General features: G+C 67.4%; 22 protein-coding genes, 1 tRNA gene and 2 pseudogenes. 16 read left to right on the top strand and 9 right to left on the bottom strand.

Translation table 11 applies throughout. From position 1 onward, the window contains the following. From G6N41_RS01505 to G6N41_RS01495, 3 genes are read right to left on the bottom strand one after another with little or no spacing between them, the layout of a single operon-like run. Window positions 1-1,596 carry an acyl-CoA carboxylase subunit beta gene (locus G6N41_RS01505; protein WP_198966374.1) on the bottom strand — a complete coding sequence of 532 codons (1,596 nt, stop codon included), beginning with the start codon at window positions 1,594-1,596 and terminating at the stop codon, window positions 1-3. Between the two features lie 49 nt (window positions 1,597-1,645). Further along, complete coding sequence (locus tag G6N41_RS01500) at window positions 1,646-2,794, bottom strand: acyl-CoA dehydrogenase family protein (RefSeq protein ID WP_198966373.1); 1,149 nt, start codon at window positions 2,792-2,794, stop codon at window positions 1,646-1,648. Further along, on the bottom strand, window positions 2,791-4,506 hold the full coding sequence (locus G6N41_RS01495; RefSeq protein WP_198966372.1) for an acyclic terpene utilization AtuA family protein: 1,716 nt from the start codon (window positions 4,504-4,506) through the stop codon (window positions 2,791-2,793). Before G6N41_RS01495 ends, G6N41_RS01500 begins: the two co-directional genes overlap by 4 nt. 265 nt (window positions 4,507-4,771) lie before the next feature. Here G6N41_RS01495 and rpmF point away from each other — a divergent pair, with 265 nt between their 5' ends. The 5 genes from rpmF to G6N41_RS01470 all read left to right on the top strand — a co-directional run bounded on the left by rpmF (window position 4,772) and on the right by G6N41_RS01470 (window position 9,526). After that, window positions 4,772-4,945, top strand: coding sequence for a 50S ribosomal protein L32 (gene rpmF / locus G6N41_RS01490; protein WP_012396080.1), 174 nt, complete (start codon window positions 4,772-4,774; stop codon window positions 4,943-4,945). A gap of 272 nt (window positions 4,946-5,217) precedes the next feature. Continuing rightward, the gene (locus tag G6N41_RS01485) at window positions 5,218-5,910 is read left to right on the top strand and encodes a response regulator transcription factor (RefSeq protein WP_198967679.1); all 693 of its coding nucleotides are present in this window, start codon (window positions 5,218-5,220) and stop codon (window positions 5,908-5,910) included. Continuing rightward, on the top strand, window positions 5,910-7,445 hold the full coding sequence (locus tag G6N41_RS01480; RefSeq protein WP_198966371.1) for a HAMP domain-containing sensor histidine kinase: 1,536 nt from the start codon (window positions 5,910-5,912) through the stop codon (window positions 7,443-7,445). Before G6N41_RS01485 ends, G6N41_RS01480 begins: the two co-directional genes overlap by 1 nt. Before the next feature lie 99 nt (window positions 7,446-7,544). Further along, window positions 7,545-8,984 carry a S1C family serine protease gene (locus G6N41_RS01475; protein ID WP_407663714.1) on the top strand — a complete coding sequence of 480 codons (1,440 nt, stop codon included), beginning with the start codon at window positions 7,545-7,547 and terminating at the stop codon, window positions 8,982-8,984. A 44-nt stretch (window positions 8,985-9,028) separates the two neighbouring features. Then, complete coding sequence (locus tag G6N41_RS01470; RefSeq protein WP_020729680.1) at window positions 9,029-9,526, top strand: MogA/MoaB family molybdenum cofactor biosynthesis protein; 498 nt, start codon at window positions 9,029-9,031, stop codon at window positions 9,524-9,526. Between the two features lie 19 nt (window positions 9,527-9,545). Here the strand turns inward: G6N41_RS01470 and mscL are convergent, their stop codons facing one another. The 4 genes from mscL to G6N41_RS01450 form a co-directional block, all read right to left on the bottom strand. Then, complete coding sequence (gene mscL, locus G6N41_RS01465) at window positions 9,546-10,001, bottom strand: large-conductance mechanosensitive channel protein MscL (RefSeq protein ID WP_198966369.1); 456 nt, start codon at window positions 9,999-10,001, stop codon at window positions 9,546-9,548. Between the two features lie 76 nt (window positions 10,002-10,077). Next, a complete protein-coding gene (locus tag G6N41_RS01460) occupies window positions 10,078-10,752 on the bottom strand; it encodes an SAF domain-containing protein (RefSeq protein ID WP_198966368.1) in 675 nt (224 codons plus the stop codon). Between the two features lie 66 nt (window positions 10,753-10,818). Beyond that, window positions 10,819-11,154 carry an FmdB family zinc ribbon protein gene (locus G6N41_RS01455; RefSeq protein WP_011742222.1) on the bottom strand — a complete coding sequence of 112 codons (336 nt, stop codon included), beginning with the start codon at window positions 11,152-11,154 and terminating at the stop codon, window positions 10,819-10,821. 74 nt (window positions 11,155-11,228) lie between these two features. Then, window positions 11,229-11,822 carry a 5-formyltetrahydrofolate cyclo-ligase gene (locus tag G6N41_RS01450; protein WP_198966367.1) on the bottom strand — a complete coding sequence of 198 codons (594 nt, stop codon included), beginning with the start codon at window positions 11,820-11,822 and terminating at the stop codon, window positions 11,229-11,231. Between the two features lie 77 nt (window positions 11,823-11,899). Here G6N41_RS01450 and G6N41_RS01445 point away from each other — a divergent pair, with 77 nt between their 5' ends. From G6N41_RS01445 to G6N41_RS01425, 5 genes are all read left to right on the top strand, one after another. Then, window positions 11,900-12,817: a UTP--glucose-1-phosphate uridylyltransferase gene (locus G6N41_RS01445; RefSeq protein ID WP_198966366.1), complete on the top strand. Its 918-nt coding sequence runs from the start codon at window positions 11,900-11,902 to the stop codon at window positions 12,815-12,817. Between the two features lie 51 nt (window positions 12,818-12,868). After that, window positions 12,869-14,158 (top strand): molybdotransferase-like divisome protein Glp, encoded by a 1,290-nt coding sequence (gene glp, locus G6N41_RS01440; RefSeq protein ID WP_015357011.1) that lies wholly within the window; start codon window positions 12,869-12,871, stop codon window positions 14,156-14,158. 22 nt (window positions 14,159-14,180) lie between these two features. Beyond that, entirely contained in the window at window positions 14,181-14,834 is a 654-nt protein-coding gene (locus G6N41_RS01435) for a GNAT family N-acetyltransferase (RefSeq protein WP_198967678.1), read from the top strand. Between the two features lie 206 nt (window positions 14,835-15,040). After that, on the top strand, window positions 15,041-16,225 hold the full coding sequence (gene sepX / locus G6N41_RS01430; RefSeq protein ID WP_198966365.1) for a divisome protein SepX/GlpR: 1,185 nt from the start codon (window positions 15,041-15,043) through the stop codon (window positions 16,223-16,225). A gap of 52 nt (window positions 16,226-16,277) precedes the next feature. After that, window positions 16,278-16,350: transfer RNA gene (locus tag G6N41_RS01425), tRNA-Ala, on the top strand. Between the two features lie 109 nt (window positions 16,351-16,459). Here the strand turns inward: G6N41_RS01425 and G6N41_RS01420 are convergent. Further along, window positions 16,460-17,242: an FkbM family methyltransferase gene (locus tag G6N41_RS01420; protein ID WP_198966364.1), complete on the bottom strand. Its 783-nt coding sequence runs from the start codon at window positions 17,240-17,242 to the stop codon at window positions 16,460-16,462. 335 nt (window positions 17,243-17,577) lie between these two features. Between G6N41_RS01420 and G6N41_RS01415 the strand changes: the two genes are divergently transcribed. From G6N41_RS01415 to G6N41_RS01400, 5 genes and pseudogenes are all read left to right on the top strand, one after another. After that, window positions 17,578-18,963: a polysaccharide biosynthesis tyrosine autokinase gene (locus G6N41_RS01415; RefSeq protein ID WP_198966363.1), complete on the top strand. Its 1,386-nt coding sequence runs from the start codon at window positions 17,578-17,580 to the stop codon at window positions 18,961-18,963. After that, window positions 18,960-20,435: pseudogene (locus G6N41_RS01410) on the top strand (O-antigen ligase family protein). The gene G6N41_RS01415 and the pseudogene G6N41_RS01410 overlap by 4 nt, the downstream one beginning before the upstream one ends. Then, window positions 20,432-21,049 (top strand): glycosyltransferase, encoded by a 618-nt coding sequence (locus tag G6N41_RS27715; RefSeq protein WP_231608775.1) that lies wholly within the window; start codon window positions 20,432-20,434, stop codon window positions 21,047-21,049. Before G6N41_RS01410 ends, G6N41_RS27715 begins: the two are co-directional and overlap by 4 nt. Beyond that, a complete protein-coding gene (locus tag G6N41_RS27710) occupies window positions 20,995-21,552 on the top strand; it encodes a glycosyltransferase family 4 protein (protein ID WP_231608774.1) in 558 nt (185 codons plus the stop codon). Before G6N41_RS27715 ends, G6N41_RS27710 begins: the two co-directional genes overlap by 55 nt. A gap of 102 nt (window positions 21,553-21,654) precedes the next feature. Further along, window positions 21,655-22,407 (top strand): class I SAM-dependent methyltransferase, encoded by a 753-nt coding sequence (locus tag G6N41_RS01400; protein WP_198966362.1) that lies wholly within the window; start codon window positions 21,655-21,657, stop codon window positions 22,405-22,407. Here G6N41_RS01400 and G6N41_RS01395 read toward each other — a convergent pair. Next, on the bottom strand, window positions 22,386-23,039 hold the full coding sequence (locus G6N41_RS01395) for a carbon-nitrogen hydrolase family protein (RefSeq protein WP_259594337.1): 654 nt from the start codon (window positions 23,037-23,039) through the stop codon (window positions 22,386-22,388). The genes G6N41_RS01400 and G6N41_RS01395 overlap by 22 nt on opposite strands. Here G6N41_RS01395 and G6N41_RS01390 point away from each other — a divergent pair. Further along, a pseudogene (locus G6N41_RS01390) lies at window positions 23,035-23,908 on the top strand (IS5 family transposase). The gene G6N41_RS01395 and the pseudogene G6N41_RS01390 overlap by 5 nt on opposite strands. The last annotated feature ends 7 nt before the right edge of the window (window positions 23,909-23,915 follow it).

The following is a 23,915-nucleotide window of genomic DNA, read 5'->3' as shown; positions in this document are numbered from 1 at the left end:
TCACATCCGGAAGACGCCGAAGTTCGACGTCCCCTTGATCGGGCCATTGGCAATGGCGGACAAACAAATTCCCAGTACGGTGCGGGTGTCGCGCGGGTCGATCACCCCATCGTCATAAAGCATTCCGGACAGCACCAGCGGCAGCGACTCCGCTTCGATCTGGCCCTCGACGGCCGCGCGCATCGTGGCGTCGGCGGCCTCGTCGACCTGCTGGCCGCGAGCCTCCGCGGCCGCTCGCGCCACGATCGACAGCACGCCCGAGAGCTGCGCACCGCCCATGACCGCGGATTTGGCACTGGGCCAGGCGAACAGGAAGCGCGGGTCATAGGCGCGCCCACACATGCCGTAGTGACCGGCACCGTAGGAGGCGCCGAGTAGCAGGGAGATGTGCGGGACCTTCGAGTTGGACACGGCGTTGATCATCATCGAGCCGTGCTTGATCATGCCGCCTTCTTCGTAGTCCTTGCCCACCATGTAGCCGGTGGTGTTGTGCAAGAACAGCAGTGGCGTGTCGGCGCGGTTGGCCAGCTGAATGAACTGGGTGGCCTTCTGTGACTCCTCGCTGAACAGCACGCCGCGGGCGTTGGCCAGGATGCCCACCGGGTAGCCGTGCAGCCGGGCCCAGCCGGTGACCAGCGACGACCCGTACAGCGGCTTGAATTCGTCGAATTCGGAGCCGTCGACGATGCGGGCGATCACTTCACGGGGATCGAAGGGGACGCGCAGATCCGAGGGCACGATGCCGATCAGCTCCTCGGCATCGAAGAGCGGCTCGGTCACCGGCGCGGGGGCTGGGCCCTGTTTGACCCAGTTCAGCCGAGCCACGATGCGGCGCCCAATGCGGATCGCGTCGAGCTCGTCGACGGCAAAGTAATCGGCCAAACCAGATATGCGGGCGTGCATTTCGGCGCCACCGAGCGACTCATCGTCGGATTCCTCGCCGGTGGCCATCTTCACCAGCGGGGGACCGGCCAAGAACACCTTGGACCGCTCCTTGATCATCACCACGTGATCGGACATCCCGGGCACGTAGGCGCCACCAGCCGTCGAGTTTCCGAATACCAGTGCAATCGTGGGAATCCCGGCCGCGGAGAGCCGGGTCAGATCGCGGAACATTCGCCCGCCGGGGATGAAGATCTCCTTCTGGGTGGGTAGGTCCGCCCCGCCGGATTCCACCAGCGAGACGACGGGAAGCCGGTTCTCGAAGGCGATCTGGTTGGCCCGCAGGATCTTCTTCAACGTCCACGGATTGCTGGTGCCGCCTTTGACCGTCGGGTCGTTGGCGACGATCATGCACTCGACCCCCGCCACCACCCCGATGCCGGTAACGGTGCTGGCGCCGACCTTGAACGCGCTGCCCCAGGCGGCCAGGGGGCTGAGCTCCAGAAAAGGGGAATCCGGGTCGACGAGCAACTCGATGCGTTCCCGGGGAGTCAGCTTGCCGCGGGCATGGTGGCGGTCAACGTACTTGGGCCCGCCGCCCGCCAGCGCGTTGGCGAGTTCGGCGTCGATCTCATCGAGCTTCGTGGTTGCGGCCGAAGCCGCCTCGCTGAAGGCGGCCCCGTTCGGGTCGAGTGTGGAGCGCAATACGGTCACGCGCACCGCCTGCGGTGGCGGGCGAACCGGTGGCGAACTGGTGTTGCAATCATGATTGATACCCCAGGAGTTTGGCGGCCAGTGCGGTCAGGATTTCGGTGGTGCCGCCGCCAATGCCCAGGATTCGCATGTCCCGGTATTGGCGTTCGATTTCGGATTCGACCATGTAGCCCATGCCGCCGAACAGCTGAACGGCTTGATTGGCTACCCATTCGCCGGCCTCGACGGCGGTGTTCTTGGCGAAGCAGACCTGCGCGATCAGGTCGTGCTCGCCGGCGAGTTGGCGCTCCACCACGCTGCGCGAGTAGACCCGGGCAACGTCGATGCGGCGGGCCATCTCGGCCAGCGTGTTCTGCACCGATTGGCGCGCGATCAGTGGGCGGCCGAATGTTTCCCGGTCGCGGCACCATTGCACGGTGATGTCCAGGCATCGCTGCGCGCTCGAATACGCCTGTGCGGCAAGCGCGATGCGCTCGGAGACGAACGCCTGTGCGATCTGGGCGAAGCCGCTGTTCTCGGCGCCGACGAGGTTGGCCGCGGGAACCCGCGCATCGGTGTAGGACAGCTCGGCGGTGTCCGAGGAGCGCCAGCCCATCTTGTCCAGCTTGCGGCTGACAACGAATCCCGGGGTGCCCTTTTCCACGACCAACAGCGAAACCCCGCCGGCTCCGGGGCCTCCGGTGCGGACCGCGGTGACCACGAAGTCGGCGCGTACTCCGGAGGTGATGTAGGTCTTGGCGCCGTTGACGATGAAGTGGTCACCGTCGCGCACCGCGCTGGTCCGCAGATGCCCCACATCCGAGCCGCCGCCGGGTTCGGTGATGGCCAGCGCGCCGATTTTGTCCCCGGCCAGCGTGGGCCGAACGAACTCCTCGATCAGCCGCTCATCGCCCGAGGCAATCATGTGCGGCACCGCGATACCGCAGGTGAACAGCGATGCGAAAACCCCACCCGGGGCACCCGATTGGTGCATCTGTTCGCAGATGATCACCGAGTCGGCGCCGTCGCCGCCGCCCCCGCCGGCGGATTCGGGCAGTCCTGCGCCCAACAGGCCGGCCGCCCCGGCGCGGCGATGCAGGTAACGGGGCAACTCGCCGGTGCGTTCCGATTCGTCGATGTGCGGTAGCACTTCCCGCTCGGCGAATGAGCGCACCGTCTTGCGCAACTCTTCGCGCTCGGGTGTGTTCCAGATGCTCATAGGAGGCTCTCCGGGATATCGAGGTGGCGGCTGCGCAGCCATTCGCCCAGCCCTTTGGCTTGCGGGTCGAATCGCGCCTGATAGGCCACGCCCTGACCGAGAATCCCCTCGATGACGAAGTTCAGCGCCCGCAGGTTGGGCAACGCGTAGCGGGTGACTTGCAGATCGGCCGCCTCGGGCAGCAGTTCCTTGAGCAGCTCCACGGTCAGCGTGTTGGCCAGCCAGCGCCACTGCTCGTCGGTGCGCACCCATAGTCCGACGTTGGCCGACCCGCCCTTGTCTCCGCTGCGGGCGCCGGCAATCAGGCCCAGCGGTACCCGTCGGGTCGGGCCGGTGGGCAGCGGATCGGGCAAGGCCGGGGGATCGACCGATTCCAGTTCCAGGGTCTCGGTGGCGCAGGGGATATCGGTGCGCGTGCCGTCGGCGTGCACGGCGATGTGTGGCACCAGCTTGGCGTCCACGTAGCCGGGCACGAACACCCCATATACCTGGCCGTCGCCCGGGGGCGCGGTCGAGGTGAATCCGGGATAGCTGGCCAACGCCAATTCCACCGCGGCCGAGGAGAATTTGCGGCCCACATTGGCGGGGTCGGGGTCACGGACCACGCAGTGCAGCAGGGCGCTGGCGGCTTCCTCGGTGTCGGCGTCGACGTGGTCGGTGCGGGCCAGGGTCCATTCCAGTTCGGCGGGTTTGACGGTCAGGGTGGCCTCGAGCTGGCGTTGCACGAGCTCGGCCTTGGTCTCGATGTTCAGACCCGTCAAGACGAACGTCATGGCGTTGCGGAACCCGCCGATGCTGTTCAGCGACACCTTCAGGGTGGGTGGGGGGGGGGCTTCGCCGATCACGCCGCTGATGCGCACCCGATCCGGGCCATCGCTGGACAGTTGGATGGTGTCCATCCGGGCCGTCACGTCCGGATTGGCGTAGCGGGCGCCGGATATCTCGTAGAGCAGTTGTGCGGTGACGGTGTCGGGGCTGACCAGCCCACCGGTGCCGGGGTGTTTGGTGATCACCGAGGTGCCGTCGGCGCTGACCTCGGCCAGCGGGAAGCCGGCGTAGGTCAGATCGGGGACCTCGGTGAAGAAGGCGTAGTTGCCGCCGGTGGCCTGGACCCCGCATTCGATGACATGGCCGGCCACCACGGCGCCGGCCAGCTGGTTGTAGTCGGTGCGGCCCCAGCCGAAGTGCGCCGCCGCGGATCCGACGATCACCGAGGCGTCGGTGACCCGGCCGGTGACCACGACGTCGGCCCCGCTGTTGAGGCAATCGACGATGCCCCACGCGCCCAGGTAGGCGTTGGCTGTCAGCGGTGTGCCCAGGCCGAGTTCGGCCGCGCGGGGCGCCAGATCGTCGCCTTCCACGTGGGCGATGCGGGCGCCGATGCCCAAGCGCTCGGTTAGGGCCCTGATCGCATCGGCCAGCTCGGCGGGATTGAGGCCGCCGGCGTTGGCGACGATGCGCACTCCGCGCTCGTGGGCCAGTCCCAGGCAGTCTTCGAGCTGGGCCAGGAAGGTCTTGGCGTAGCCGCGCTCGGGGTTTTTCATCCGGTCGCGGCCCAGGATCAGCATGGTCAGTTCGGCCAGGTAGTCGCCGGTGAGGTAGTCCACCTCACCGCCGGTGAGCATTTCGCGCATCGCCGAGAGACGGTCCCCGTAGAAGCCGGAACAGTTCGCGATGCGTACGGCGCCGGACGCATCAGAACGAGACGCCATCCGCGTCCTCCTTCATCGGGGTTACCGGTGGGCAGGGTTTGCCGGTGGGTGAACCAACCAACCGGTAGGTCAGCATAGCGGGACTCCTGCCACGGTGTGATACCCGCCTCACTCGGTACGCGAACACGGCGGATCCGGCGGTGCCCGGTTTTGGCAACCAGCAGGTCACCGACTATCGTTGACGTCATTCGTCGCCGCTGTGCCGATTGGCCATGCCGTGCGACATGTTGAACCCGAAACCCCGACCGAGGAGTTAGGTCCGACCATGGCCACACCAAAGCGCAGGATGTCGCGCGCGAATACTCGAAGCCGGCGCTCGCAGTGGAAGGCCACCAAGGCCGAACTCGTCGGCGTCACCGTTGCCGGTCAGAAGCACAAGGTGCCTCGCCGGCTGCTCAAGGCGGCCCGGCTCGGTCTCATCGATCTCGACCGTCGATAGCCCGATTGCCCTGGGCCATCGCGCCTGGGTGTCCCTGTCCTCTTAGCGGCGACTGCCGTCGCTGCTGAGAGGGCGCAACCCGGCCCCTTCCCAGTGGGGCCAATGTGGCGGTTGTGATACGGCGCGGCATGACGGCCGTGCGGTGCATCGATGCCGGTTGCCCGGCGGCGCCGGCAAACCGTTGGTTATTGGTCCCGATCAAATTGTGACGCTGTCGTCATTTCGGCGCGCCTCTCAGGCCGCTCTCAGGCGTTAGGACGAAACTAATGTCCGTGCGGATACTTGTCGTCGACGACGATCGTGCGGTGCGCGAGTCGCTGCGCAGGTCGCTTTGCTTCAATGGCTACACGGTTGAGCTGGCACACGATGGTGTGGAAGCTCTCGAGATGATTGCCAGTGATCGGCCTGACGCGTTGGTGCTGGACGTCATGATGCCGCGACTGGATGGCTTGGAGGTATGCCGTCAACTTCGCAGCACCGGTGATGATCTGCCCATTCTCGTGCTGACCGCCCGGGATTCCGTCTCCGAACGGGTCGCGGGGCTCGATGCCGGCGCGGATGACTACCTGCCGAAGCCGTTCGCGCTGGAAGAGCTGTTGGCGCGGATGCGCGCGTTGCTGCGCCGCACCAAGCCCGAAGACGACGAAGCCGCCGATTCGGTAGCCATGACGTTCTCCGACCTGAGCCTGGATCCGGTGACCCGGGAGGTGACCCGCGGGGCGCGGCGCATCAGCCTCACCCGAACCGAGTTCGCCCTGCTGGAGATGCTGATCGCCAACCCGCGACGGGTGCTGACCCGCAGCCGCATCCTCGAAGAGGTGTGGGGCTTCGACTTTCCCACGTCCGGCAACGCGCTCGAGGTCTACGTGGGCTACCTGCGGCGTAAAACCGAGGCCGAGGGCGAGCCGCGGCTGATCCACACCGTGCGCGGGGTGGGTTACGTGCTACGCGAAACGCCACCCTGATGGTGGGATTCCGTCGCGGACCGCGCGCACCGCTGCGTGCCACCAGCTCGCTGTCGCTGCGCTGGCGGGTGATGCTGCTGGCGATGTCCATGGTGGCGATGGTCGTGGTGCTGATGTCCTTTGCCGTCTATGCGGTGATCTCGGCCGCCCTTTACAGCGACATCGACAACCAGCTGCAGAGCCGGGCGCAGTTGTTGATCGCCAGCGGCTCGCTGGCCGCCGATCCGGGCAAAGCCATCGAGGGCACCGCCTACTCGGATGTGAACGCGATGCTGGTGAACCCGGGCCGGTCGATCTACACGGCCAACCAGCCGGGGCAGACCCTGCCGGTCGGGGCGCCAGAGAAAGCGGTGATCCACGGGGATCTGTTCTTGTCCCGGCGCACCGTGTCCGATCAGCGCGTGCTTGCGATCCATCTGCCCAACGGCAGCTCGCTGCTGATCTCCAAGAGTTTGAAACCGACCGAAGCGGTCATGACAAAGCTGCGCGCCGTGCTGCTGATCGTTGGTGGCGTTGGCGTCGCGGTCGCCGCCGTGGCCGGTGGAATGGTGACCAGGGCCGGGTTGCGCCCGGTGGGCCGGCTCACCGAGGCGGCCGAGCGGGTCGCCCGCACCGACGACCTGCGGCCCATCCCGGTTTTCGGCAGCGACGAGTTGGCCAGGCTTACCGAGGCATTCAACTTGATGCTGCGAGCGCTGGCCGAGTCCCGGGAACGGCAGGCGCGGCTGGTCTCCGACGCCGGCCACGAGTTGCGTACCCCGCTGACTTCGCTGCGCACCAATGTCGAGCTGCTGATGGCGTCGATGGAGCCCGGCGCGCCACGCCTGCCGGAGCAGGAGATGGTTGGCTTGCGCGAGGATGTGGTCGCCCAGATCGAGGAATTGTCCACGCTGGTGGGCGACCTGGTCGACCTGACCCGTGGCGATGCCGGTGTCGTGGTGCACGAACCCGTCGACATGGCCGAGGTGGTCGACCGCAGCCTGGAGCGAGTCCGGCGCCGCCGCAACGACATCCACTTCGACGTCGATGTCGTCGGTTGGCAGGTCTACGGCGATGCGGCCGGGTTGTCGCGGGCGGCACTGAATTTGATGGATAACGCCGCCAAATGGAGTCCGCCGGGCGGCCGGTTGGGCATCCGGCTGCGCCAGCTTGATCCATCGCACGCGGAGCTGGTGGTGTCCGACAACGGGCCGGGCATTTCCCCGCAAGAGCGTCGTCTGGTCTTCGAGAGGTTCTACCGGTCCACTTCGGCGCGGGCGATGCCGGGCTCGGGCCTGGGACTGGCCATCGTCAAGCAGGTGGTGCTCAATCACGGGGGATCGCTGCGCATCGAAGACACCGTTCCGGGCGGTCAGCCGCCCGGAACAGCAATCTGCATGCTGTTGCCTGGGCGCCCGATGCCGGATTCGGCCTACTCGGCGGCCCCCGATGACAAAAAGACCGAGCCCGTAGACACCCGCGGCGCCAATGGCGCGAACTCTCGGGGTTCGGCGAACGTTATCTCAGTGGATTCTCAGTCCGCGCGCGCAAGGTAGTTGTGCAGTTACTGTTGACCATCAAGCCCATGCAAGCAGCGCATGGCTGGAAAATCGAGGGCCAAACAAGCCCGAGCAGAGGAAGAGCGACTTAGCGACATGACGAATCACCCGAGGTATTCGCCACCGCCGCAGCAGCCGGGATATCGTACCGCGCCTAACCAGCCAGTGCCGCCCGCTTATGCCCAGGGGCCGCAGCAAAATTACAACCCGCAGTTCGACTGGCGCTATCACCAGTCCCGCCCGCAGCCGCGCCCGCCCTACGAGGGTGTGAGCGGTACCGGGCCGGGCCTACTGCCGCCCGCCACCGGTCCGGGACCGATCCCGCCCGACACCGGGCCGGGCCCCATCCCTGGCGGCACGCGCCCGGGGCCGATTCCCGGCATGCTGCCACCGATGGCGCCCCCTCCCAACGTAATTCGCGAACGTCGGCCCCGGGCCGGAATGTTGGTCATGGGTGCGGTCGTGATCGCGGTGGTGTCCGCCGGTATCGGCGGTGCGGCCGCATCGATCATCGAACTCAACCGCTCGCCGGCAACGAGCAGCGGTCGTGAAATGGTCGCCAGCGGGGCTCCGAGTGTCCCCGCAGCAAACATGCCGCCGGGTTCGGTGGAGCAGGTGGCCGCCAAAGTGCTGCCCAGCGTCGTGATGCTGGAAACCGACGTGGGCCGCCAGTCCGAAGAGGGTTCGGGCATCATCTTGTCGGCCGACGGATTGGTCATGACCAACAACCACGTGGTGGCCGCCGCCGCCAAGCCGCCCGCCGGTGCGCCGGAGCCCAAGACCACGGTCACGCTCTATGACGGGCGTACCGCGTCGTTCACCGTGGTCGGGGCCGACCCCACCAGCGATATCGCCGTTGTCCGGGTGTCCGGGGTCAGTGGACTGACCCCGATTGCGCTGGGATCGTCGGCGGACCTGCGGGTCGGCCAGCCGGTGCTGGCGATCGGATCCCCGCTGGGCCTGGCCGGCACCGTGACCACGGGAATCGTCAGCGCCCTCAACCGTCCGGTGTCCACCACCGGCGAGGCGGGTAACCAGAACACCGTGCTGGATGCCATCCAGACCGACGCTGCGATCAACCCGGGTAACTCCGGTGGCGCGCTGGTCAACATGAACGCTCAACTGGTGGGCATCAACTCGGCCATCGCCACGCTGGGCGCGGACTCCGGCGATGCCCAAAGTGGTTCCATCGGCCTGGGCTTCGCGATTCCGGTCGACCAGGCCAAGCGCATCGCCGACGAGTTGATCAGCACCGGCAAGGCATCACACGCCTCGCTGGGCGTGCAGGTGACCACCGACAAGGGGGTCCCCGGCGCCAAGGTTGTCGAGGTGGTGCAGGGCGGTGCGGCCGCTACCGCCGGGTTGCCCAAGGGCGTTGTCGTCACCAAGGTCGATGATCGGGCGATCACCAGCGCCGACGCGCTGGTCGCCGCGGTGCGGTCCAAGGCGCCGGGTGACAAGGTGTCGCTGACCTTCCAGGATCCCGACGGCGGTACTCGTACCGTGCAAGTCACCCTCGGCAAGGCGGAACAGTGAACGCCGATGCACAGCTGTCCGACCTCGGATATAGCGTTGCACCCATGGAACAGGGTGCGGAGTTAGTAGTCGGCCGGGCACTTGTCGTCGTCGTGGACGACCGCACCGCGCACGGCGATGAGGATCACAGCGGGCCGCTGGTCACCGAGCTGCTCACCGAGGCCGGTTTCGTCGTCGACGGGGTGGTTGCGGTTGAGGCCGACGAGGTCGACATCCGAAACGCGTTGAACACCGCGGTGATTGGTGGGGTGGACCTGGTGGTATCGGTGGGCGGCACCGGTGTGACGCCGCGTGACGTCACCCCGGAGGCCACCCGCGAGATTTTGGACCGCGAAATTCTGGGCATCGCCGAGGCCATCCGGGCCTCGGGATTGTCCGCCGGAATCACCGACGCCGGGCTCTCACGTGGCTTGGCCGGGGTATCCGGGAGCACGTTGGTGGTCAACCTGGCCGGGTCCCGCTATGCCGTGCGGGACGGGATGGCGACGCTGAATCCGTTGGCCGCCCACATCATCGGCCAACTGTCGAGTCTAGAGATCTAGGCCCGGGCCCGGTGACGGGTCAGGTGTCCGCGCGGGGTCCGTAGTTCGGCGGGGGCGTCCCGGCTGTCCCCGGGGCCTCGTGCCGGCCGGACGAGTTGGAGTTCGTCTGCGCGAGCAAGTCGCGGATTTCGGCGAGCAGGACGATTTGGGCGTCGTCGGCCTGCTCGACCTCACCCTTTTTGCGCAACGTGTTGTAGGGCACCACCACCAGGAAATAGACCACCCCGGCGACCAGGATGAAGTTGATGGTGGCCGAGAGTAATACGTTCAAGTCGATGCTCTGGCCGCGGCCGATGCCGATCTTCAAGATGCCCAGATCGGACTGCTCGTTGACGCCCACCCGGTTGATCAGCGGCGTGATGATGCTGTCGGTGAACCTGGTGACCAGCGCCGTGAATGCCGTACCGATGACCACGGCGACGGCCAGGTCGACGATATTGCCCCGCGAGAGAAACTCCTTGAACCCTTTGAGCATTGGGATGTCCCTTCAGGAATGGACCGAGACTGGACCGCGTTTGCTGTCGATCACCTGTGCAACGGCGGCGAGCTGCTCAGTGCAGGGTCAGGGTGAGAGTCTGCCCAAGCGCAGAGCCCGCCACCATGTTCGCCAGGCGAGCCGGCAGCGCAACCAACACTACGCGGTCAGCGTGCGTTTGTAGCTCCTGCTTGGCCGACACCAGCACGACGACGGCGTCGGTGGCCACGACCTTCGCGGCCGGTGGGGAGGGCTGATTGGCCGCCGGCGCGTCGGCGGGCGGCGCGGCCAGGACGTCCACGACGTCGCCGACCCGGATCAGATCGATCAGCGCACTGTCGGCCAGATGCAGTGGCACGACCCGGGCGCCGGGGCCGGCGGTGGACTCGGCCAGCCGGCTGCCCAGGATTCGGACGTCGGTGAGCACCTCGCCGCGCCGGGTGGGGCTGGCCAGTGTCGCCCCGACCAATGCGCCCACATCGGTTTGGGATCCGTCGGGAAGGGTTGCGGCCGAACGCGTTTCCAGGCGGACGTCCGCGATGGTTAACGGTGTGCCCGGCGACAGGTCACGCGCGGCAACCACCACCTCGCAGAGGTTGGTGTCGGGGCTGGGCCACAGGGCGGCGACGGCGGCCAGCACGACCAGAACGCCCGCGACAACGCGGCGGGTCAGGACGGTCCGGGTCCACTCGGGACGCACCGACACCGCTATGCGGCTGAGCAGGGTTGGGTTCAGCGAGGGATCCGCCACGGTGCAAACGGTAGGCGGGTGGCGGGGCGGCGGGTGCCGGTCAGACGGCTCCCTGTGGATAACCCGCTAGCTGGATGTGCTGGCTGCGGCCGGGGTGGCGCTGCTTGTCGACTTCTCCTTGGAGCTCGACGACGTGCTCGACGTCTTGGCATCGCTCGACCCGGAGCTGCTGGAAGATTCGCTCGACGACGACCCGCCGCTGGAGCTCTTCGATTTCTTCGTCGCTTCGCGGCTATCGGTGCGGTAGAAACCGCTGCCCTTGAACACGACGCCAACTGCGTGGAACAGCTTGCGCAGCCGACCGGAGCATTCCTCGCACGTGGTGAGCGAGTCGTCGGTGAACGACTGCACAACGTCGAAGCGGTTGCTGCACTCAGTGCACTCGTAGCTGTAGGTCGGCACAGAAACCTCCGGATTTGGTCAGTCTGGGTTAGCACTCTACCGTTTCAAGTGCTAGAACCGCCACGTGAGCTCGATCATTCCCGGTGTGGAAAGGAAATGACCCCGCGCTGGGGGGTAATCGCGTGCGTCATCCGCACGTCGTGCGGCTCGGAGGGCAACCGGTCGACCACCTCCTCGTCGCGCACGATCGCCAGCAGGCGGGCTTGCGGGTTGCGGTTGGTCAGGGACCGGTCGTAAAAGCCCAGCCCCTTGCCGAGCCGGACACCCTCGAGGTCGACGGCCAGGGCGGGCAGCAGCACCAGGCTGGCCTGGCCCACGGCTGACTCCGGCAGCCAGGGCGCCGGCGGTTCCAGCAGTCCCCAGTGGCCGCGCACCAGCTCACCGGGCCGATACTCGCCCCACATCAGCGGCAGTGGGCCGTCGCCGTCGGTGGTGCGGGCGACCGGCAGCAGCACCCGCGCCCCATGCTGCAACAACACGTCGAGCATGGTGATCGACCCCGGCTCGGTGCCGACCGGAACGTATCCGCAGACGGTGGCGCCACCGTCGATGACCTGCGCCAAGTGTGCGTCGAGGAGCAGGGCTTCGGCGGCGTGAACGTCGCCGGGGACCAGGCGCCGGGCCTGCCGGAGCCGCGCCCGCATCGCCGCCTTGTTCACCGACGTCATGGCCTCAACGATGACAGGTCACGATTTCTACCGGCCGGACCGACTCGGCGATTCCTGGCGAGGTTATCGTTTGAACGATGTCACAAGAAGTTGCGATCCCCTTTACGGCGATCGTTCCCGCTGCCGGCCTGGGCACGCGGTTCCTACCTGCGACCAAGACGGTGCCCAAGGAGCTGCTGCCGGTCGTCGACACGCCCGGTATCGAGCTGGTGGCCGCCGAGGCGGCCGCCGCCGGTGCCGAGCGGCTGGTGATCGTCACTTCGGAGGGCAAAGACGGGGTTGTCGCGCACTTTGTCGAGGACTTGGTGCTCGAGGGCACCTTGGAGGCCCGCGGCAAGACGGCCATGCTGGCCAAGGTTCGCCGGGCCCCGGCGCTGATCAAGGTCGAGTCCGTGGTGCAGGCCGAGCCGCTCGGACTGGGGCATGCCATCAGCTGTGTCGAGCCGACGCTGTCCGATGATGAGGACGCCGTATCGGTGCTCTTGCCCGACGACCTGGTGCTGCCGACCGGCGTGCTGGAGACGATGTCGAAGGTGCGGGCCCGGCTGGGCGGCACGGTGTTGTGTGCCATCGAGGTATCCCCCGACGAGATCAGCGCCTACGGCGTGTTCGATGTCGAGCCGGTGCCGGGCGGGGAATGGGCGGCAAATCCCGATGTTCTCAAGGTCAAGGGGATGGTCGAAAAGCCCAAGACCCAAGACGCGCCGTCGATGTTCGCGGCCGCGGGACGCTACGTGCTCGACCGCGCCATCTTCGATGCGCTGCGCCGGATCGAGCGCGGCGTCGGGGGTGAAGTTCAGCTCACCGATGCGATCGCGCTGCTGATCGCCGAGGGGCATCCGGTCCATGTCGTGGTGCACCGCGGATCCCGACACGACTTGGGAAATCCCGGCGGCTACCTCAAGGCTGCGGTTGACTTTGCATTGGATCGTGACGACTACGGCCCGGATTTGCGGCGATGGTTGGTGGCGCGATTGGGCCTGACCGAGCAGTAGCCGAGCGGGTTGGGCCCAGCTCGCCCACTTGGCTCGACGGAAAGGCGCGCTGTGCGTTCTGTAGAGGAGCAGCAGGCCCGAATATCGGCCGCCGCGGTGGCCCCGAGGCCGATCCGTGTTGCCATCGCCGAGGCGCAGGGCCTGATGTGCGCCGAAGAAGTGGTCACCGAACGTCCCCTTCCGGGTTTTGATCAGGCCGCCATCGACGGGTATGCGGTGCGCAGCGTCGACGTGGTGGGGGTCGGGCAAGACCTCGCCTCCGGCGCCGCCGAGTTCTTTGTCGACGACGGCAGCGCTACCAGCCGTGATGCGGTCACGCTGCCGGTGATGGGCACCATCGAAGCCGGTGCTCGCACACCCACCAGGTTGCAGCCCAAGCAGGCGGTTCGGGTGCAGACCGGGGCCCCGTTACCGACACTGGCCGACGCGGTCCTGCCACTGCGGTGGACCGATGGCGGAATGAATCGGGTTCGGGTGCTGCGCGGGGCGCCGTCGGGCGCCTACGTGCGCCATGCCGGTGACGATGTGCAGCCCGGTGACGTCGCGGTGCGCTCCGGCACCATCATCGGGGCCGCCCAGGTCGGGCTATTGGCCGCGGTGGGGCGCGAACGGGTGCTGGTGCACCCGCGGCCGCGGCTGTCGGTCATGGCGGTGGGCGGGGAGCTGGTGGACATCTCCCGCACGCCGGGCAATGGGCAGGTATACGACGTCAACTCCTACGCGCTGGCGGCCGCCGGCCGGGACGCCGGCGCCGAGGTGAACCGGGTCGGCATCGTCAGCAACGACCCCAAGCAACTCGGCGAGATCGTCGAGGGCCAGATCAACCGGGCTGAGGTCGTGGTGATCGCCGGCGGAGTGGGCGGCGCGGCCGCCGAGGCGGTTCGCTCGGTGCTTTCCGAGCTCGGCGATATGGAAGTGGTGCGCATCGCGATGCATCCGGGATCCGTTCAGGGGTTCGGCCAACTCGGCCGCGATCGGGTCCCGACGTTTCTGCTGCCCGCCAACCCGGTCAGCGCCTTGGTGGTGTTCGAGGTGATGGTTCGTCCGCTCATCCGGCTCTCCCTGGGCAAACGCCAACCGATGCGCAGGATCGTGCAGGCCCGCACGCTGTCGCCGATCACCTCGGTGGCCGGCCGCAAGGGCTACCTGCGCGGCCAGCTCATGCGGGATCAGGAGAGCGGCGAATACCTGGTACAGGCGCTGGGCGGGGCTCCGGGGGCATCCTCGCACTTGCTGGCCACGCTGGCCGAGGCAAACTGTCTGGTTGTGGTACCCACCGGAGCCGAACAGATCCGTACCGGCGAGATCGTTGACGTCGCCTTCCTGGCGCAGCACGGGTAGAGCGACCCACGGCAAGATCTTCGTGAACCTCATGCGCGCTGGGCAGCGCCATCCCGGTTGGCCGATGGATGTCGGTCCGCTGCGGGTTCGTGCCGGCGTGATCCGGCTGCGCCCGGTTCGAATGCGCGACGGCGCGCAGTGGAGCCGGACCCGGCTGGCCGACCGCGCTCACCTGGAACCGTGGGAGCCCAGCGCGGAGGGCGACTGGACCATCCGGCATTCGGTCGCGGCCTGGCCGGCGGTGTGCTCGGGGCTGCGCTCGGAGGCGCGCAAGGGCGGGATGCTGCCGTATGTGATCGAGCTGGACGGCAGGTTCTGTGGCCAGCTGACCGTCGGCAACGTGGTGCACGGGGCGCTGCGTTCGGCCTGGATCGGCTATTGGGTCGCCAGCTCGCAGATCGGTGGGGGAATAGCCACCGGTGCGGTGGCGCTGGGGCTGGACCACTGCTTCGGGCCGGTGGGGCTGCACCGGGTGGAAGCCACGGTGCGCCCGGAGAACGCGGCCAGCCGAGCGGTGCTGGCGAAGGTCGGGTTCCGCGAGGAGGGGCTGTTGCGCCGCTACCTCGAGGTGGACCGGGCATGGCGCGATCACCTGCTGGTTGGCCTCACCGTCGAAGAGGTCGAAGGGTCGGTGGTCTCGACGCTGGTTCGCGCGGGGCAAGCCAGCCGGCTCTGAGTGCCGGCGGCAAACCGGCCGGTGCGAATGGCGAAATCCCGCTGGCGGGAGCCCTAGGGAAAATTGGGGCTATCGCGACACGTGTGGCGTGTGGTGCTTGTGGGAGGCAAATTACAGGTGTGTAATTGCCCTTGGGCGCTTTTGACCCGGCCGCGTTGGCCACTGATGTGCCTCGCGGGGATCGGAACCGAAGAGAGCAGGTCACTATGCCAAGCATCCCGCAGTCGTTGTTGTGGATATCGCTGGTGGTGCTGTGGCTGTTTGTGCTGGTACCCATGCTGATCAGCAAACGCGAAGCGGTCCGTCGCACCAGCGACGTCGCCTTGGCTACCAGGGTGCTTAACGGGGGCGCGAGCTCGCGGCTGGTCAAGCGCGGCGGTCCGGCCGCCGGTCATCGCAGCGACCCTGACTGGAAACACCAGCGAGACTGGGACCACGACGCCCACGCCGATGACGACGACGAGGACGAGGACGACGCCGAGCCTGAAACCGACCAAATCCCGGAGTTGGCGCACGGCGATGACGAGGTAGCCCAGGACACGGGCAGCCAGGGTGCGGTCATCATGAAGGTGGCGGCCACCCGCGACGCCGCGGTCGACGAGCCCGACTACCTCGATGTCGATGTCGTCGAGGAAGACTCGGGTGTGCTCTGCCTGGGCCCCGGCGCTCGATCGGTGCAGGAGCAGCCGACGGCGCGGGCGGCCGGCACGGCGGTGACCGAGGCCGAACTCGACGGCGAAGAAGAGCCCGTTGACGAGCCGCAGCTAGCTGATGAGCCGGAATTGGCCGACGACTCCGAACTTGACACCGCGGAGCTCTTCGTGGCGCGCGCGGCCAACCACGAGCACGCCGAAGATGACTACGAATACCTGGACGACACTTCCGGTTTGGCGGCGCAAGCCGACGACGAAGAGGGCTACGAGCCGACGCCGAGGTACACCTCCGGTGCCTCGCGGCGGCGCCGATACGACACCAAGACCGCCGCAGCGGTCAGCGCTCGCAAGTACGCCTTCCGTAAACGCATGCTGGTGGCGATGGCAGTGGTGCTGGTCGGCTCGGCCATTGCCGCCTTCGAAGTGACGGCTGCCGCGTGGTGGCTCTGCTCGGCAGCCACCGTGGTGACGATGCTCTACCTGGCGTATTTGCGCCGCCAGACCCGCATTGAGGCCAAGGTGCGCCGGCGCCGGATGCAACGACAGGCCCGGGCGCGGCTCGGGGTGGAAAACACCCACGACCGCGACTACGACGTGGTGCCGTCACGGCTGCGACGTCCCGGCGCGGTGGTGCTCGAGATCGACGACGAGGACCCGATCTTCGAGCATCTGGACTACGCCGGCCCGGTGCGCGGCTACGGCTGGCCGCGGGACTTGCCGCGCGCCGTCGGCCAGTAGGGGCAGGCGGTTCGGCCGTTGCGGCCGCGGCTGGTAGCCTGCATAGCGTTCAGGGGCTATGGCGCAGTTGGTAGCGCGACTCGTTCGCATCGAGTAGGTCGGGAGTTCGATTCTCCCTAGCTCCACAGATTCGCAGACTCGGTTCACAAGTGAGCGCCGAGTCGCGTGGCGGATGTCCCGGCCGTTGGCCGGGGTTTTTCCGTTCGGCCGGCGGTTACCGGGTGACGGCCCGGTCTAGGGGACGAAGACGAAATTGTTGACGTAGACGCCCCGGGGCGCCCAGCCATCCCGCGGGCCGCCGATGCTCGCCGGGTTCTGATGCCGGGCGACGTCGAACTCGGCGATCGGGCGCCGCTCGTCGCCGAGTTCGAAGAAGCCCCGGTACCCGAGTCCGCCCAACAGGGTGGTGATCTCGGCCACGGCGTTGGGGCGATGGCGTTCCTCGGCTTCCACCAGAATCGTCGGCCGGTTGCGCATGAGAGTGTCGGTGGCGCCCCGCAACACCGCCAGTTCGTGGCCTTCCACGTCGACCTTGATCAGGCCGACGTCGCTCAACCGCAGATCGTCGAGGCGCTTGACCGCTACGTCGATGCTTCGGATGCGGCCAGCCACATCGCCCAGGGCATTGTCGGTGTCTATCGTGCTGCGGCCCGGTTCGGACTCCAGGACGCGCATGGACAGGCAACCGGGCTTGTCGGATAGCGCCACCGCTTCCACCCGCACCGCGGCGCCGACCGCGTCGAACATCGAGGCCAGCTCGCGCGCCTGGGCGGGCCGGGGCTCGAACGCGACGACCGAGCGTGACGAGGCCAGCATCGCGATGGCGAACTCGCCGACGTCGGCCCCGATGTCCACCGAGATGCGATCCGGATCGCACAGCGACGCGGCCAGCCGGACATCGGCGCGGGATTCCCCGAGGCGTTGCAGCACCCGGTACTTGCGTTGCCAGAAAAGACCCGGCGCGACGGTTCGGGCCACCGGAGCGAGCCACCGTTTGGTCCGGGCCGCGGCCGTCATCGGCGGCAGTCTTCCCTCGCGATCGTGAGCCTGGCGTCGCATCGGCATCTCCTACGGCCAAGCCATTGCCGGGCGGGAACGCGTCTGCGCCGCGGCTTGTCGGTGACACGCTACGCGAACCGGCGTGGTCAGCGCTGCGCGCTTGGCGGCCACCGCGCGGTGTCGGGGCTGGTCGAGGCTGGTCCGGATGTCGGTGCCGGGTCCGGGGGCAAGGACCGCCGTATCTCCTGCGCGACGGCGAGAATGCTGCATAATTCCAGAGGAATTCCCAGTGCGGGTGCCCAGGGAACGCGATCGGCCCTCTTTGTGTGGCGCCGGCTCAGAGGGGGTAATGGATGGATTTCCGCACCTTTGTTCAGACCCTCGCCAAGCGCTGGAAACTTGTGGTCGGCGCGCTGCTCGCGTGTCTGGCCGGCGCGACAGCCGTCACCGCATTCCAGACCAAGGTCTATCAATCCTCGGCCACCATCTTCATCTCGGTATCCGGGCAGACCGACGTCAACGACGTGTACTGGGGCGGGCAGGCCGCACAAGACCTGTTGTCGTCATATGCCGAGATCGCCGGGGGCCGTGAGGTGGCGCAACGCGCCATCAGTCAGCTGCAGCTGCCGATTAGCCCCGAAGCTCTGGTGCAGCAGACCCAGGTGAAATACACGCCGAAATCAATGCTGTTCACCATCGCGGTTTCCGACACCGATCCAAAGCGCGCCGCGTTGCTCGCCGGGGGCATGGCCGATTCGTTCGCCACGCTGGTCGGTACGCTCGGTTCGGGCCCGCGCGCACTCGGCGCCGAACCGCAGCAGCAGGCGCCGCCCACCGCGCCGATGGCCAGGGTGACGGTGGTCAAGCGGGCCGAGGTGCCCGTTTGTCCCAGCCGGCCGCTGCCCAAGCGCAACTTGGTGATGGGGCTTGCGGCCGGGGTGCTGCTCGGCATCGCGGTGGCGCTGGCCCGTGAGGCCAGTGATCGCACCGTGCATAGCCGCCGGCAGCTCGACCAGCTTTCGGGTCTGCCGACGTTGGCCGAGCTTCCCGGCCGGCGCGGCGGCGTGCCGCAGTTCGGTACCGACGCCGCCATCGACGATGCGGTGCGCGGGCTGCGTACCCGCCTGCTGCGGGCGATGGGGCCGCAGGCCCGCCGCCTGGTGGCGGCGGCGCCGTTCGCCGGCGAGGGAACCACGACCACCGCGCTGAATCTCTCACTGTCCTTGGCCGAACTCGGTGAAGACGTACTTTTGGTCGAGGGCGACACCCGTCGGCCCGTGATTGCCGGCTTGCTGAAGGTTGAATCGAGAGAAGGGTTGGCCAACGCGTTGGCCAACCCCGAGATCGCGCTGGAAGTCGTCAAGCCCACCCGGATCTCGAAGCTGTTCATTCTGGCGTCGCGAAGTGTCCGCCGCGAGACCGCGTCGGCCAACGCCTACCTGCCGGAAGTGATCGACAGCGTGCTGATGGATCTTTCGGCACGTTTTTCCCGCCTGGTGATCGACGGCCCGCCGGTGCTGGCCACCGCCGATACCGGTTTGCTGGCCGGGGCCGTTCAAGCCACGGTGCTGGTGGTGCGCGCGGGACGCACCACCGTCGATGAAGTTGACGACGCGCTGTCGGCGCTGCGCGCGGCCGGGGCGAACGTCGTCGGCACCGTATTGACCGACGCCCGAATTTCGCGCCACACCAGCGCCGCGGCCCGGATCTACCGCGGAAAGATAAGCGGGCTGTCGTGATCCTCTACCTGCCGCGTCGCTATCGCTTGGCGATGGGTGCGGCACTGCTCGCGGTGTTCTTGTTCGGATGTTTCGTTTTCGGCGTGCTGTCGGTGCGTCACACTGGCCAAGGCGTGATGTTGATCGCCGGGATGTTCAGCCTGGTCGTGTATTGGGCGAAACCCGAAGCGATGGTAGGGATCGCGCTGTTCTTGGCATTCGCGGCGCTGCCGGCAAGCCTGCACGTGGGCAAGGTCGTCGGCCCGGGCGTGATCTACGCGTATCAGGTGGCGTTGGTGCTGGCGATCTGCTACCTGATTCCACTGGTGCGACCGCGGGTCTCCGATTTCGTGCTGCCCGGCATCTTCGCGGTGGCGGTGCTGCTGTATGCGGTGGTCGGACTGGTGCTTGGACATCCCGACTGGGTGGTGATGCGGTCAGCGCAAAACCTGTTGGAGATGGCCGGCGGGTTCGTCTTGGCGCTGTTGGTCGTGTACGGCAATTACCTGCGGACGGCGATCGTCACGATGGTCGTGACGCTGTGGTTCTCGGCGGGCATGGCCATTGTCGGCTCGGTGCATGCGATCCGGCTGGCTGGCCGGGCGGAAAGCCTTGCCGAGACAACGGGAGCCGACCAGGCCCTGCGCATCATCTTGTCCGCACAAACACCGGCCACCGCCGTGCTGAGCGCATTGGTCGCCGCGGTGATCGTCGGCCGGGTCAAGCCGGCCTTCTTTGTCGCGCTGGGCCTGCCCGCGTTGATCATCGTGTTACTGGCCTTCGCCCGCCACGTGCTGATCTCGCTGGCGGTGGCCGCCGTCATCGCGTTGCTGGCCACCTTCAGCTGGGCGGCGCTGCGCCGCACCGCCACGCTTTTCCTGGTCGGCACCGCGGTTGTCGCGTTTTCGGTGCCGACCTCATTGTTTCTGCTGCAGCAGTCCAGGGCCGGGGCGTGGCTCGCCGATTAGTTCACCGCATTCAACCAGCGTGTGCTGCATGGCCTTTCTGGCGGCGCGCTCGCGGTCGACGAATCGACGCAAGATCGGCTGCGTGAAATCGACAGCCTCGACCGCGCGATCGCGGAAGCCCCGGTGTTCGGCCACGGCCTGGGCTACGCCTATCAGCAACCGTACGGAGATGACCCCGACGACTTCACGATGAAGGTCTACCCGACCTTCTCCCACAACTTCTATCTCTGGTGGCTGGCCAAGGCCGGGGCAGTGGGCATGGCGTTGTTTGCGATTTTCGCCCTGCCCCCGCTGTTCGGTGCGCTGCGCCGCGGGTCGGACCGCGCCAAGATCGGTGCGGCCACCAGCATCGCCATGCTGGCCATCTCCGCCATCTGGCCGTTGCCGGAGATGCCGGTGGACGCCCTGGGATTGGGCCTGGTCTTGGGATTGACGATGGGATTTGCCACGCAGCGACGCGCCGGCGCCGATGCCCAGGCCGCGGATACCGAGGCGGCGCCGGCGCCGGCTCGCGCGCCCGAGTGAACTCGGTCGGGGTGCCGACGTCGCAGGACCGGCTGCGCGTGCTGGTGGTCGGCCCGGCCCCGGCCGCGGCGACTAGCCGGGGCGGCATGGCCACGGTGATCGCGCTGATGGCGGCCCATCCTGACCCGCGCATCCACATCACGGCGGTGCCCACGTTCATCGACGGCCCGCTATGGCCGCGGCTGATGCTCGGTGTCCGCGGAATGCTGCGCGCCACCTGGCTGGTGCTGCGCAAGCGCACCGATGTCCTGCATGTTCATCTGGCCCACGGCGGCAGCGTGATTCGCAAAGCCCTGCCGCTGTTAGCGGCGCGACTGACCGGTACACCGGCGATTGTGCATGCCCACAGCTACGACTTCGGCGGCTGGTTCGATCAGCTCGCGCCGCCCGCTCGGGCGGCGGTGCGCCGGATGCTGGCCGCCGATCACTGGGTGGTGCTGGGGGAGAGTCATGTCCAGGAGTACGCCAGCCGGCCGCGGTTGCCCACCAACCGGATCAGCCTGCTACCCAACGCGGTTCGAATTCCGAACACCCCGGTGAATCAGCTGGGGTCCAGCGGGTGCATGCGGTGGCCCTGGGGCGGCTGGGCGTGCGCAAGGGCAGCTATGACCTGATCGACGCGGTAGCGGCACTCGATGAGACGGTGCGCAACCGGCTGCTGGCCACGCTCGCCGGGGACGGCGACGTCGACCAGGTGCGTGCGGCGGTCGCCGAGGCCGGTCTGGGCGCGACGATCGACGTGGTGGGCTGGCTCGATCCGATGGCGCGCGACGAGTTGCTGTGCCGTGCAAACATTTTCGTGTGGCCCAGCCGCAACGAGGGCCTGCCCATGGCGTTGCTCGAGGCGATGGCGAACGGGCTGGCCCCGGTGACGACAACGGCGGGCAGCATCGGCGAAGTGGTCACCGATGGCGTCAACGGCCTGCTCGTTGGGCCCGCCCACGCCGATCAGCTCGCGCACGCGCTCGGCGCCCTGGTGACCGATGAGAACCTGCGCGCCCGCCTGGGCGGGGTCGCCCGAGAGCGGGCCGGTGAGTTCGGGCTCGACCGCTGGTATCAGCAGCTGACGCGGTTGTGGGCCAGCCTGGCTGGCGATCCGCACCCGTCCCGGCGATGACGATGTCAACCAACCATCCCCGACGGTGTTCTCATAAGGTACGACGATGACGACAGGCACGGTGGCCGGCGGCGGTGCCATGCCGACACACGGATGGGTCGGGTGGCGTTGACCGAGAGCGAAGAGTACGCCCGGCAGTACTTCGATGAGCAGGCGGAGTCCAACAAAGAGTATTGGCGTCGGTTCGGCGTTGTCCCCGACTGGGCGGGCAAGCGGGTCCTCGACGTCGGCTGCGGCCATGGCGTGTTGTCGATCGACATCGCCCAGGCCGGCGCCAGCGTGCTCGGCGTGGATCTGGATGAAGGGCGCGTCGCGTTCGCCAATCGCAACCTGGCGCAGCGATTTCCCGAGCTGGCCGATCGGGTGAAGTTTCGGGCGGTCGATGTGCGGTCGCTTCCGGTGGACGAACCGTTCGACGTGATCGTTTCCAAGGACACCTTCGAGCATGTTGCCGACGTGGCGTCGTTGCTTCGGGCCCTCGGCGAACGGTTGACCCGGCCCGGCGGGCGCATCTACGCGGGATTCAGCCCGCTGTATTACAGCCCCTTCGGCGACCATGGGCGCACCGGCTTGAAGGTGCCCTGGGCGCACGCGATCCTGCCGAAACGGCTGGTGTTTGCGGCCGCAGCACGCAAATACGGCCATCCGGTGGGCTCGCTGTTGGACATCGGCCTCAACGGCAACACCCCCGATCAGTTCCGGGCGGCGTTCGACAACAGCGGACTGCGACAACTCGACATCGGCTACAACCGGGGCGCCAAGCGGTTGTTGCCCGCATTGGAGAGGGCGCGCCGGCACTGGCGGCGCTTCGACAGGTTCACCACCGTCAGCATCTATGCCGTCTTCGGGGTGTGATCGTCGCGGGCCCGACCCGGCGGGGTCCGGCCGATCGTGGCGTGCGCGATCTGGTCCGGTCCGGCGCCGGCCTCGGCTACCAGCATCGACGTCGCCGACCAGATAGCCGAGTGGCCCGCTGTGTGTAGGTAGCCACCTCCGGTGGGCCCGGCGAAGCTTGCCATGGCAACCGGCGCGTCGCACGTCGCGGCAATGGTGCGAGCACGGTGCCGTTGCTCGCCGAGTTCCCAGTCATGATGAACGACACCGCAGGCATACAGGTCCACGCCGAGCCGCGCGGTGCCCCGCACGTGCTCGGGCACACCGGTGTCACGACATATCCCCAACCCGATGCGCCACCCGTCAAGGTCGATCGTTCGGGGGCCGGGACCTGGCCGGAACCGCGCCTTTTCGGCGGCGCCCAGGTGCGTCTTGCGGTAGACGACCTCAGCGCCCGAGGAGTCGACCAGCACCATCGCGATGTAGCGCCGCCCGCGGTCTTCGACTGGTGCACCGACCAAGACACTGCAACCCGTTGCCGCACATGCCAATACCAACCAATCAACGACTGGGCCGGCAACATCGACCGGTGCCACCTCTAGGGCGTGTCTGCTTAATGTGAATGGTGTTTTGGCTGATGCTGTTTGGGTGATGCGGACGCATGCGATTTCTGATGATTTGTGGTCGCTGATCGTGGCGGTGTTGCCTGCGGGGCGGCGGCGTGGCCGGCCGTGGAACGATCATCGACGTACTCTGGAGGGCATTATCTGGCGTTACCGTACGTGATCTCCGTGGTGTGACCTGCCCGAGCACTTCGGTCCCTGGCAATCGGTGGCCGAGAGGCATCTACGCTGGTCGGTCGATGGCATCTACGCGCGGATCTTCGCGGCGATCGCCTCTGACCTCGACGCCGAGGACGCCGACCTGGGCGCACTGTTGTCGGTCGATTCGACCAGTGTGCGCGCCCACCGACACGCAGCCGGAGCGCGCTCCGGGCGCCGCACAGGGGGATCTGTCGAATTACAAGAAATATCTCGATGAGCCCGATGACCACGCCATTGGGCGTTCCCGCGGCGGGCTGACTACCAAGATCCACGCCTTGACCGACCAGCTGTGCAGTCCGGTCACCCTGGCACTGTCGGCCGGTCAAGCCGGTGATAATCCGATGCTTTGGCCATTGCTGGCCGCCCGGTGCAGCAACTCATACGCCCCGTTTCGCCTGCTGGCGGACAAGGCGTACTCCTATGACTCGACGCGGGCACAGCTGCGCCGGCTCAAGATCGCCCATACCATCCCCGAGCGCAGCGACCAGATCACCCGCCGCAAAGCCAAAGGCCGCAACGGAGGACGGCCTCCGGGGTTCTCAGGCCGAATCTACAAGCACCGCAACACCGTCGAGCGAAGCTTCAACCGGCTTAAACACTGGCGCGCGGTCGCCACCTGCTACGACAAATACGCCCTGACCTACCTCGGCGGTGCCACCCTGGCCGCCATCATCACCTACCACCGCGTCCGCAATTAGCAGACAG

It is taken from the genome of Mycobacterium shottsii (assembly GCF_010728525.1).
GTDB lineage: Bacteria > Actinomycetota > Actinomycetes > Mycobacteriales > Mycobacteriaceae > Mycobacterium > Mycobacterium marinum.
This window is presented reverse-complemented; position numbering and strand designations above follow the sequence as displayed.

Coding starts and splice junctions, on each gene's coding strand:
- G6N41_RS01470 (WP_020729680.1), top strand. CDS start 9,029: ATGGAACAGGGTGCGGAGTTAGTAGTCGGCCGGGCACTTGTCGTCGTC.
- G6N41_RS01475 (WP_407663714.1), top strand. CDS start 7,545: ATGACGAATCACCCGAGGTATTCGCCACCGCCGCAGCAGCCGGGATAT.
- G6N41_RS01445 (WP_198966366.1), top strand. CDS start 11,900: ATGTCACAAGAAGTTGCGATCCCCTTTACGGCGATCGTTCCCGCTGCC.
- mscL (WP_198966369.1), bottom strand. CDS start 10,001: ATGCTCAAAGGGTTCAAGGAGTTTCTCTCGCGGGGCAATATCGTCGAC.
- G6N41_RS01495 (WP_198966372.1), bottom strand. CDS start 4,506: ATGGCGTCTCGTTCTGATGCGTCCGGCGCCGTACGCATCGCGAACTGT.
- G6N41_RS01450 (WP_198966367.1), bottom strand. CDS start 11,822: ATGACGTCGGTGAACAAGGCGGCGATGCGGGCGCGGCTCCGGCAGGCC.
- G6N41_RS01500 (WP_198966373.1), bottom strand. CDS start 2,794: ATGAGCATCTGGAACACACCCGAGCGCGAAGAGTTGCGCAAGACGGTG.
- G6N41_RS01480 (WP_198966371.1), top strand. CDS start 5,910: ATGGTGGGATTCCGTCGCGGACCGCGCGCACCGCTGCGTGCCACCAGC.
- G6N41_RS01415 (WP_198966363.1), top strand. CDS start 17,578: ATGGATTTCCGCACCTTTGTTCAGACCCTCGCCAAGCGCTGGAAACTT.
- sepX (WP_198966365.1), top strand. CDS start 15,041: ATGCCAAGCATCCCGCAGTCGTTGTTGTGGATATCGCTGGTGGTGCTG.
- G6N41_RS01420 (WP_198966364.1), bottom strand. CDS start 17,242: ATGACGGCCGCGGCCCGGACCAAACGGTGGCTCGCTCCGGTGGCCCGA.
- rpmF (WP_012396080.1), top strand. CDS start 4,772: ATGGCCACACCAAAGCGCAGGATGTCGCGCGCGAATACTCGAAGCCGG.